At 71.5% G+C, this 10434-nt stretch carries 8 protein-coding genes; 6 read left to right on the forward strand and 2 right to left on the reverse strand.

What is annotated here, in order from left to right:
• Positions 1-135 precede the first annotated feature (135 nt).
• The 6 genes from SACSA_RS0100765 to SACSA_RS0100790 all read left to right on the forward strand — a co-directional run bounded on the left by SACSA_RS0100765 (position 136) and on the right by SACSA_RS0100790 (position 8160).
• On the forward strand, positions 136-1077 hold the full coding sequence (locus tag SACSA_RS0100765; protein ID WP_048876293.1) for an SDR family oxidoreductase: 942 nt from the start codon (positions 136-138) through the stop codon (positions 1075-1077).
• Positions 1078-1138: 61 nt separating this feature from the next.
• On the forward strand, positions 1139-2746 hold the full coding sequence (locus SACSA_RS0100770; RefSeq protein ID WP_019812714.1) for a dynamin family protein: 1608 nt from the start codon (positions 1139-1141) through the stop codon (positions 2744-2746).
• Positions 2743-3240 carry a nucleotide exchange factor GrpE gene (grpE, locus tag SACSA_RS0100775; RefSeq protein WP_019812715.1) on the forward strand — a complete coding sequence of 166 codons (498 nt, stop codon included), beginning with the start codon at positions 2743-2745 and terminating at the stop codon, positions 3238-3240. The genes SACSA_RS0100770 and grpE overlap by 4 nt, the downstream gene beginning before the upstream one ends.
• 56 nt (positions 3241-3296) lie before the next feature.
• Positions 3297-5150: a dynamin family protein gene (locus SACSA_RS0100780; protein WP_019812716.1), complete on the forward strand. Its 1854-nt coding sequence runs from the start codon at positions 3297-3299 to the stop codon at positions 5148-5150.
• 168 nt (positions 5151-5318) lie between these two features.
• Positions 5319-6020: a hypothetical protein gene (locus SACSA_RS0100785; protein WP_019812717.1), complete on the forward strand. Its 702-nt coding sequence runs from the start codon at positions 5319-5321 to the stop codon at positions 6018-6020.
• Positions 6021-6324: 304 nt separating this feature from the next.
• Positions 6325-8160, forward strand: a complete 1836-nt coding sequence (locus SACSA_RS0100790; RefSeq protein WP_028661403.1) for a phosphoenolpyruvate carboxykinase (GTP) — start codon at positions 6325-6327, stop codon at positions 8158-8160.
• Between the two features lie 99 nt (positions 8161-8259).
• Here SACSA_RS0100790 and SACSA_RS0100795 read toward each other — a convergent pair whose 3' ends face one another.
• Positions 8260-9579 (reverse strand): Nramp family divalent metal transporter, encoded by a 1320-nt coding sequence (locus tag SACSA_RS0100795; protein ID WP_019812719.1) that lies wholly within the window; start codon positions 9577-9579, stop codon positions 8260-8262.
• A gap of 80 nt (positions 9580-9659) precedes the next feature.
• Positions 9660-10434 (reverse strand): septum formation family protein (locus SACSA_RS0100800; protein ID WP_198008892.1); only part of this gene is annotated, 775 nt, incomplete at its 5' end.

Here is a 10434-nt window from a genome sequence, read left to right on the forward strand (position 1 = left end):
GGATGCGGCCGTGGCCGCGCGCGTCCTGGTGGCCACGGCGAACGGCGCGCTGCTCGACTGGTCCGTGCGCCCACGTGGTGACCTGCGGGAAAGGCTGACCGAGGACCTTCGACACTGCATGGGGAGCTGGTGGACATGAGTACGGGGATCGAGACCGCCGCGGGCGCGCTGCGCGGCAGGACGGCGCTGGTCACGGGCGCGACGCGGGGATGCGGCAGGGCGATCGCCGTCGAGCTCGGGCGCGCGGGCGCGACGGTGGTCGTCACCGGCCGCAGCACCCGGGAACGGACCTCGCCGATGGGCCGCCCGGAGACCATCGAGGAGACCGCCGAGCTCGTCGACGCCGCGGGCGGGCACGGCGTGCCGATCCGGTGCGACTTCACGTCGGTGGCCGATGTGGATGATCTCCGCGCGCGAATCGAGTCCGAGGTGGACACGGGGCTGGACGTCCTCGTCGACGACGTGTGGGGCGGCGACCCCTACACCGATTTCGACTCCGCCTATTGGGAGTCCGATTTGAACGATGCGCTGACGATGGTGCGGGGCGGCCTCGAAACCCACCTGATCGCGCTGCACCGGCTGCTGCCTCTCGTGGTCTCGCGGCCGGGTGGGCTCGTCGTCGAGGTGACCGACGGTGAGAACGACGACTACCTGGGCGCGGGCATCCCGTACTACCTCGTCAAGTCCGGTGTGCGCGCACTCGGCCGGGCGCTGGGCGCGGAGCTGTCCCGGCACGGCGGCACGGGCCTCGCCGTCACGCCCGGGTTCCTGCGCTCGGAGGCCATGCTCGACCTCTTCGGCGTCACCGAGGACACCTGGCGCGAGGCGGTGACCGACGAGCGACCCGAGTTCGCCGTGTCCGAGAGCCCGGCCTACCTCGCCCGGGGCGTCGTCGCCCTCGCCACCGACCCGGACGTCGGCCGCTTCGCGGGGCGCACGCTCGCGTCGTGGACGCTGATGCACACCTACGGCATCACCGACGTGGACGGTTCGCGCCCGGACTTCGGCCGTTACCTCCGTGAGGTGTTGCTGGCCGGTGTGGACGCCCGCACGGTCGACCCGGCCGCCTACCGCTGACACCCCGGCCCGCGGTGCGCGCGCGTGGGAGAATTCCCGCCGTGACGCTGAAGGGGGCACGGTGAGCACGCCGGAGACGGGCAGGATCGCGGGTCCGCTCTCGGCGGCCGTGGCGAACCTGTGCCTGCGGTTGCGCCCGCAGGTCTCCCAGCGCACGGCCGACGGCTTCACCCACGTGCTGCGCAGGCTGTCAGCGCCGTTGCAGGTCGCGGTGGCCGGGCGCATCAAGTCGGGCAAGTCAACCCTGGTCAACGCGCTGATCGGCAGGCGGGTGGCGCCGACGGACATCGGCGAGTGCACCCGCCTGGTCACCCGCTTCCAGTACGGCACGGTGGACCGGATCGAGGTGGTGTTCCGCGACGGCACGACGAAGGTGCTGCCGTTCGCGCCCGACGGTATGATCCCGGCCGAGCTGGGCGTGGATCTCGACACGGTCTCGCACGTCGAGGCATACCTGACCAACGCCGCGCTCGAACACATGACCGTCATCGACACTCCCGGGCTCGGCTCGCTCGACACGGCGTCGGTCTCGCGCACCGAGCACCTCCTGCACCTCGCGGGCCGTGGCACCGGCGACGCGGGTCCGGACCCGCGCGCTCCGGCGGAGGGGGACGAGGGCGCCGAGGCCGGCGACGAGCTGGACGAGACCTCACGCGGCGCCGTCGCCGGTGCCGAGGCCGTCCTCTACGTCGTCACCCAGGGCGTCAAGGCCGACGACGAGCAGGCTCTCGCCGCGTTCACCGCCGCCACCGCGAGCAGAGAGGCCGGGCCGGTCAACGCCATCGCGGTGCTGAACAAGGCCGACACCATCGCACCCGAGTCGGTCGACGGCGCGGACGGCGATCTGTGGACGGCGGCGACGATGCTCGCGGCCAAGCAGGCCGAGGCGCTCAAACCACGGGTGGCCGACGTGCTGCCGGTGATCGGGCTGATCGCCGAGTCGGCGGAGGCGGGACGATTCACGTCGGCCGACGCCGACGCGCTCCGGCGGCTCGCCGCGCTCGACGACGACGCGCTGGAGGTCATGCTCGTCTCGGCCGACCTGTTCACCGGCTGGGACTGCGACGTGCCCGCCGGCGTGCGTGCGCGGCTGCTAGAGAAGCTCGACCTCTACGGAATCCGCCGCGCCGTGGAGGCGCTGCGTGCCGACCCGGAGCTCACGGCGGGCGCGCTGCGGCGGTCGCTGCACGAGTACTCCGGGCTCGCGGCCGTGCGGGCACGGCTGAACACGGTCTTCGCCGCGCGTGCCGACGGCATCAAGGCGGCGGCGGCGCTGGCCTCGGTGACCGCGCTGGCCCACGCCTCAGGCAGCCGCTCGGAACGGCAGCGCGTGCACGACGCGATCGAGGTCCTGCTCGCCAAGCCGGAGGCCCACCAGCTCCGGGTGCTGGAGGCGCTGACCCTGGTCGCCTCGGGCGCGGTGGAGATGCCCGAGGACCTCACCGAGGAGGTGCTGCGGGTGGGCAGCAACGGCGACATCCCGGCGCAGCTCGGCAAGCCGGGGGCCGAGCGCGCCGAGCTGGTGACCTACGCGCTCGAACGCGCGAGCTGGTGGCGCTCGTTCGCCTCGTTCGGCGCGACCCCCGCGCAGAGCAGGATCGCGCACGTGGTGCACCGGGCGTACTTCCTCATCTGGCAGCGGCTCAACGGCTCGACGGGGGGCGCATGAACACGTGGTTCCGGGGCGACTCGCGGCACCGGCGGGGTGAGGAGCCGGAAACCGCGAGGGTGCCCGTGTCCTCCGGCGCCGCGGCCCCGGCATGCGACGAGGGCGCCGGGACCGCGGCCGACGCGGGAACCGGCCCGGTCGTGCGGGCGTCGGAGAACGGTGTGGACAAGGCTGTGGGAGTAGCGGCGGCGGTCGACCACGAGCGGGCGCTGGCCGACCGTCAGGCACTGATCCAGTTGTGTCTGTACGCGATGGACCGCGCGCGGAGTTCGGGCGTCGCCGAACGCCTCGAACACGGGCTCGCGAGTATCGGCGTGCACGCCGTCCGCCCCGACGGGCAGCGGTTCGATCCGGCCGTGCACGAGGCGGGTGGTGCGGTGCCGACCGAGGACTCCGCGCTGGAGGGCACGGTGGCCGAGACGGAGGTGGTCGGCTTCGTCGACCACGACCGTCTGCTCCGTGCCCCGGTGGTCACCGTCTACACGCGGCGCTGAGCGCCCTGGTCCGTTTCCGCCGTGCGGGGGCCGCGGCCACGATAGGGTGGCCGACCGTGACCACGGCACCCTCGACCGGACGGCCGACGCTGCCCGCCCAGGCCCGGCAGGCCCGCGAGGCGCTGCTCACGCTGCTGCGCGGACTCGACCCGGGCGCCGCGAAACAGGTCGAGGCCCAGCGTCGGGCCCGCTCGGGCACGCCGTCCGTCGTCGTGGTCGGCGAGACGAACAGGGGCAAGAGTTCGCTGGTCAACGCGCTGCTGGCCGAGCCGAACCTCTCGCCCGTGGACGCCGATGTCGCCACCGCGACCTATCTGCTCTTCGAGCACGGGCAGGAGTGGCTGGCGCAGGCGTGCTACCCGGGCCAGCTCGCCCCGGTGGGTTTCGAGCTGGAGGACCTGCCACGGTGGGTGTCGGCGGGGTACGACCTGCCGGAAGGGCAGCTTCCGCCCCGGCACGTCGAGGTCAGCGGACCCGTGCCGCTGCTGGAGCGGCTCACCCTGGTCGACACCCCGGGTGTGGGCGGGCTGGAGTCCGCGCACGGTGAGCTGGCGATGGAGGCCGCCGCGAGCGCGACGGTGCTGCTGTTCGTCGTGGACGCCTCGGCTCCGTTCACCGCCGGGGAGCTGCGGTTTCTGACCACGATGGCCGAACGGGTGGAGACCGTGGTGTTCGCCTTGTCCAAGATCGACCAGTTCCGGGGCTGGCGGGAGGTGCTCGACGCCGACCGGGAGCTGCTCGCCGAGCACGCGCCCCGGTTCGCCGAGGCGCCGATCCACCCGGTCTCGGCGCGGATGTTCGAGCGGGCGGCCACCGCGCCCACGGAACAGGCGGCGGCGGTGCTGCGCGAGAAGTCCGGCGTGGCGGAGTTGCAGACGGCCGTGCAGGAGACGGTGCTCGGCCGCGCGGCGATGCTCGGCGAGGCCAACACGCTGCGTGCTCTGTCCAGCGCGCTCGGTGAGAACGAGACGCGGCTCGAGGCGCAACGGCGTGCGCTGTCGTCGGGCGAGTGCGAGGCCGCGCATCTGCGCCAGCGGCGCGACCAGCTCACCACCGAGCGCCGGTCGTCCACGAAAGGGTGGCAACTGCGCCTGCGGGGTGAGATCCAGCGTGCTCGTGTGGATCTCGGGCACGAGGCGAGCCGACGGATGCGCGACGCGCAGACCCACTTCCGGCAGCGCATCGACGCGGCCGGGCGCGACGAGCTGGCGGAGCTGCCCCGGCAGGTGGACGCGGTCTTGCAGGCCATCTCCGGCCGGCTCTCGGCGACGCTGGCCGAGCGGCTGAACCAGGTCACGGCCACGGTGCTGGCCGACCTGTTCTCGGACGACGAGCTGGCGCTGATCCGCGCGCAGTTCGCCAGGCCGGGCGGACCCGGGGTGGTCCTGCGCCCACCCGACCGGCGTCCGCCGACGGCGGAGGACAAGCTGCTGGTGTTCATGGGTGTCTCCGGCGGGGCGGGCGCGGCCAAGCTGGCCGCGGCCCCCCTGGCCGGGGCGGCGGTGTTCACGCCGTTCGTGCTGCCGGCGACGATCGCCATCGGTCTCGGCGCGGGGTGGTGGATGGCTCGCACGCGCAGGCACGCCGCCGACAAACAGCACGTCAAACAGTGGCTCGTGGAGTCGATCGCCGATGCCCGCTCCACGCTCGACCAGCTCGTCGCCGAGCAGCTCATCGAGGCGGAACAGCAGCTCTCCCTCGCGCTCGACGACGCGCTGAGCAGGCGGATCGAGGCCATCGAAGCCGAGATCAAGGAAGTCGACAGCAGTATCAAGCTCGGCGAGAAGGAGCGTGCTCGCCAGCTCGCGCGGGTGTCGAAGCGAGTCCGCGAGGTCGCCGACGGCCGTGAGCGCGCCGAGGCGTTGCTGGAGCGCATTCGTGCCGTGCGTGACCGTCCGCGCGGCGGGTGAGGCGGCACGGGGGCGAGGTGGCGGTTCGCCGTCCCGCCCGGGGCAACTCGTGGGCCGGAAAGGGCAACTCGCGGTCGCGGTCGGGCGCTTGGTTCGGGAACCGAACGAGCCTACCGTGAGTCGTATCAACAGTTGTTCGTGCCAGCCCTGACGTGAGGGGGACTGACCGTGTGGGCCGACGAGAGTGGCGGGGCCGACCCCGGCTCGACCGCGACACCCGACGAGCTGCTCATCACCGTCGAGGGTGACGAGTACAGCGCCGCCGTCACCGACGACATGGACTCCGACGGGGTCGACGACACGGCGGTGATCGAACGCGCGGACGGCACCGTCCAGGCGTTCGTGGACACCGACGGCGACGGTGAGGCCGACGAGTACCTGCGGCTGGACGAGCGGGGCGAGGTCAGCGCCCATGCCCGGTTCGACGACACGAGCGGCGAGTGGGTGGAGGCTCCCCCACGGGAGGAGCCGGGTGTGGACGCCGAGACGCAGACCGGCGCAGGGGGCACCATCACCGCCGACATGCCCGGCGGGGACGTGCGGGTCGGGCCCGCGACCACCGACACCGACCACGACGGCGTCAACGACACCGCCGTGGTCACCGACGCCGAGGGCACCACGACGGCCTTCACCGACGTCGACGGCGACGGCGAGGCCGACATCGCCGTGGTGATCGACGACACCGGCGCCGCGGTGACCTACGAACACACCGGCGACGGCGAGTGGACGCACCTCGACACGGGGGGTGCCGAGGGCACGGACCAGGCGGCCGGGACCGCTGTGGCCGAGGACTGGGGCGACGGACGGCAGCCGGTCGAGGGGGTGGCCAGGATCGACGCCACCACCGGCCAGTGGATCAGCCAGAACTGACGGCGTCGCGACGACGAGAGGGCCCGGTACCCGGTGGTGCCGGGCCCTTCGTACGGGTGTCGAAAGGTCTTTCGAGCTTGCGCGATTCAGCGAAATCTGAATCGATTCCCTTATCGTTCCTGTGAGAGAACCGACAGGTCAGGGCTCGGTTCTCGTTGTGTCATGCCGCTACTCTCAGGGAATCCCAAACGTCAGCACACCGCTTGGACGGTGCGCTTGTAGCCATTCGGTCGCCGGCAACGGAGCCCGCATCCGGACACTGGCGTCCGGCTGTGGGCTCTTGTCGTCGAAGACAGGAGTAGTGATGACTGCAGTAGCCATCCCCGGTCTGGACACAGCGCCAACGACGCACAGCGGCGTGCTCGCGTGGGTGCGGGAGGTCGCCGAGCTGACCACACCCGACCGAGTCGTCTGGGTGGACGGCTCCGACGAAGAGGCCGAGCGCATCAACGCCCAGCTCGTGGAGGCGGGCACCTTCGTGCCGTTGCAGGCCAAGCCCAACTCCTACTGGGCCGCCTCCGATCCGAGCGACGTCGCCCGCGTCGAGGAGCGGACCTTCATCTGCTCCGAGCGCGCCGAGGATGCCGGGCCCACCAACAACTGGATGAACCCGGACGAGATGAAGGCCACCATGACCGAGCTCTACCGGGGCTGCATGCGTGGTCGCACGATGTATGTCATCCCGTTCTGCATGGGCCCGCTCGGTGACGAGAACCCGAAGCTCGGCATCGAGATCACCGACTTCGCGTACGTGGTCGCGTCGATGCGGGTGATGACCCGGATGGGCAAGGCCGCGCTGGACAAGTTCGTGACCGAGGACGGCACCGAGCGCGAGTTCGTGCCCGCCCTGCACTCGGTGGGCGCCCCGCTCGAGCCCGGCGAGGAGGACGTGGCCTGGCCGTGCAACGACACGAAGTACATCAGCCACTTCCCGGAGAGCCGCACCATCTGGAGCTACGGCTCCGGCTACGGCGGCAACTCGCTGCTCGGCAAGAAGTGCTACTCGCTGCGCATCGCCTCGGTGATGGCACGCGACGAGGGCTGGCTCGCCGAGCACATGCTGATCCTCAAGCTCATCTCGCCCGAGGACAAGGTGTATTACGTCGCGGCGGCGTTCCCCAGCGCCTGCGGCAAGACCAACCTGGCGATGTTGCAGCCCACGCTGCCGGGTTGGCGTGCCGAGACGCTCGGTGACGACATCGCGTGGATGCGCTTCGGTTCCGACGGCAGGCTCTACGCCATCAACCCCGAGTTCGGTTTCTTCGGCGTCGCGCCGGGCACCGACTATCACACCAACCCGAACGCCATGCGCACGATCGAGAAGGGCAACACGGTGTTCACCAACACCGCCCTGACCGACGACGGCGACGTCTGGTGGGAGGGCAAGTCCGACAAGCCCGAGCACCTGGTCTCGTGGAAGAAGCAGGACTGGACGCCGGCCGACGGCGAGGCGGGCGAGCCCGCCGCGCACCCGAACTCCCGCTACTGCACCCCGATGTCGCAGTGCCCGATCCTGGCGCCGGAGTGGGACGACCCGAGGGGCGTGCCGATCTCGGCGATCCTGTTCGGTGGTCGTCGCGCCACGACGGTGCCCCTGGTCAACGAGGCCCGTGACTGGCAGCACGGCGTGTTCATGGGCGCCACGATGTCGTCGGAGAAGACGGCCGCCGCGGCGGGCAAGGTCGGTGAGGTGCGCCGCGATCCGATGGCGATGCTGCCGTTCCTCGGGTACCACGCCGGTGACTACTTCCAGCACTGGCTGGACATCGGCACGAAGTCCGACGAGAGCGTGCTGCCGAAGATCTTCTACGTGAACTGGTTCCGCCGGGGCGACGACCGCCGCATCCTGTGGCCGGGCTTCTCCGAGAACTCGCGGGTGCTGAAGTGGATCGTCGAGCGGATCGAAGGGCGCGGTGCGGCCGCCGAGACTCCGGTCGGCTTCGTGCCGCGCGCCGAGGACCTCGACCTCGACGGCCTGACCGAGCCGCTGGCCGACATCCAGGCCTCGCTCGCGGTCGACCCGGCCGAGTGGCGTCAGGAGATCCCGCTGATCGAGGAGTGGTTCGACAAGATCGGCCGCGACAAGATCCCGTCCGCCCTCCTCGACGAGCTGGAGTCGATGAAGCAGCGCCTGGCCTGACCCGCCGTTGGCATGTCGTCAAGGCCTCCTTCACTGCACTCAACGCAGTGAAGGAGGCCTTGACGGCGTTCAACGCGGGGGTGCGGGCCCGCCCCGGGTTCAGTCGAGCAGGCCGACGATCTGGTCCACCGCCAGGTACGCGAACAGCGCCAGGCACACGATCAAGAGCGTGTTGGACACCGCACGCGAACGGAACTCGCGCGGTACCCGCCCGGAGTTGAGCAGCACCAGCAGCGTGCCCGCGAGGAAGGGCATGAACAGCGCCCCCAGCACGCCGTAGGTCACGGTGAGCTGGAACGGCCGGTCCAAGAACAGCAGCGCCATCGGCGGGAACGTCAGCCACAGCACGTAGGCGCGGTAGGGCATGCTGCGCACGCCCGCCTGCCGGTCGTAGTCCTCCCCGGTGTCGGTGGCGTCCGCGGGCAGGCGCCAGGTCCGCCACCAGTCGGCGAAGAGCAGGCTGACCCCGTTCCACACGCCGACCAGCGAGGTGAACGACACGGCGAAGAACCCGACGAGGAACGGCACGCGTGCCCACTGCCCGTAGTCGTCGGCGAGCCGGTCGCCGAGCATGAGCAGCCCTTCGTCGCCGGAGACGATCTCCTGCTGCGCCAGCAGCTCGGCGCCGACCACGAGCATGGCGATCACGAAGATTCCCGTGGTCACGTAGCCGACGGTGTTGTCGAACCGCATCATCGACAGCCAGCGCGACGAGCGCCAGCCCTTCGCCAGCGTCCAGTAGCCGTAGGCCGCCATCGTGATGGTGCCGCCGACCCCGCCGATCAGGCCCAGCGCGTACACCAGCGACCCGTCGGGCAACCTCGGGACCAGTCCGCCCGCGGCGTCGAGCAGGTCGGGGGCCACCAGCACCGCGGTGCCGACGACCGTCACGAACATGACACCGACGAACGCGGTCATGACCTTCTCGATCACCGCGTACCGGCCGAACCACACCAGCAGGAAGCCGAGTAGGCCGCACACGATCGCCCAGTACCGCACCGGCACGGCGGGCACGAGCGCGTTCAGCGGCAGGCCGGAGGCCGACATGGCCGTGGCCCCGTAGACGAAGCCCCACACCACGGCGTAGGCGCCGAAGTAGATCAGGACCCAGCGGCCGAGCGTGCGCCAGCCGGACAGCAGCGTCCTGCCCGAGGTGAGGTGCCACCGCCCGACCGCCTCCGCCAGCGCGATCTTGAAGATCGTGCCGACGAGCACCGCCCACAGCAGCGTGTAGCCGTAGCGGGAGCCCGCGACCATCGTGGCCACCAGGTCCCCGGCTCCGACGCCGGTCGCGGCGGCCATGATGCCGGGCCCGAGCTGGCGCAGGCGCTGTCGCCAGGTGGTGGGTACCTCGATGGCACCGCTGGCGGAGTGCCGCTCCGCCCCGGCCGGGTCGTCGTCACGGACGTCGTTCGACATGCGGGCACGCTAGAGCCCCGTCCCGGTGAAGGGAACCGGGCGAACGGGTCAATGTCGGCCCGGACTCCTTCTACCGACCGTCACCGAACGGGCAACGGCCGCGGCCCGAGGTCGCGCAGCGACGCGGTGACGGGCTCCTCGGTCTCCAGGTAGCAGGTCAGGTTCGTGAACCCGCGCCGCCAGGAGGTTTCGTCGGGCCAGCGCCACACCGGGTGCACGTCGTCACGGTCGGCGCCGACGTGGTCCCGCACGGCCCGCATGCACTCCCGCTTGGCGGCCTCGAACTCCTGCTCGCTCGGCAACGGATCGTCGGGACCGCCGTCCAGCGGGACGACGGTGACGGCCTCGCCCCGATGCGGCTGGTCGCACGGGATCGGCAGCGGCATGTCCTGCGACGGCGGAACCCGCGAACACTGCCGGAACCGGTCGAGACCACCGCCGGAAAGGGCGTTGCGCAGCGAACCCTCGCGGGTCGACGGCCGGCCCTCGGAGTCGAGTTGCGCGACCCCGCACAGGTACCAGCGTTGCCCTTGCCGCCACTTCTCCTCGTTCGCCCACCACAGCCAGGCCGCCAGCGAGGTCACGTCGTACTCGGCGCTGCCGAGGTACTCGGCGGCCTCGCTGCGGCACGTGGGGAAGACGGTTTCGAACACCGTGTCGCGAGCGGGTGGGGTGTCGCCCAGCGCGCCGCCGAGCGAGCCTCGCGCGGTGATCTCGACGGTGTGCGGGCCCGCGCAGTCGACCGGCTCGGGATCCTCGCCGGAGGCGCATTCACCGGCGACCGCGACGCCGCTCGCCGGGACGGTCTCTCGTCCGGTCGGCTCCGCGGTGCCGGAGCGGCCGGTCGGCACGGGC

Source organism: Saccharomonospora saliphila YIM 90502 (genome assembly GCF_000383795.1).
Taxonomy (GTDB): Bacteria; Actinomycetota; Actinomycetes; order Mycobacteriales; family Pseudonocardiaceae; genus Saccharomonospora; species Saccharomonospora saliphila.

What these genes read in the sequence shown, in the direction of transcription:
- SACSA_RS0100795 (WP_019812719.1), bottom strand. Translation starts at nt 9,579, where the DNA reads ATGTCGAACGACGTCCGTGACGACGACCCGGCCGGGGCGGAGCGGCAC.
- SACSA_RS0100765 (WP_048876293.1), top strand. Translation starts at nt 136, where the DNA reads ATGAGTACGGGGATCGAGACCGCCGCGGGCGCGCTGCGCGGCAGGACG.
- grpE (WP_019812715.1), top strand. Translation starts at nt 2,743, where the DNA reads ATGAACACGTGGTTCCGGGGCGACTCGCGGCACCGGCGGGGTGAGGAG.
- SACSA_RS0100790 (WP_028661403.1), top strand. Translation starts at nt 6,325, where the DNA reads ATGACTGCAGTAGCCATCCCCGGTCTGGACACAGCGCCAACGACGCAC.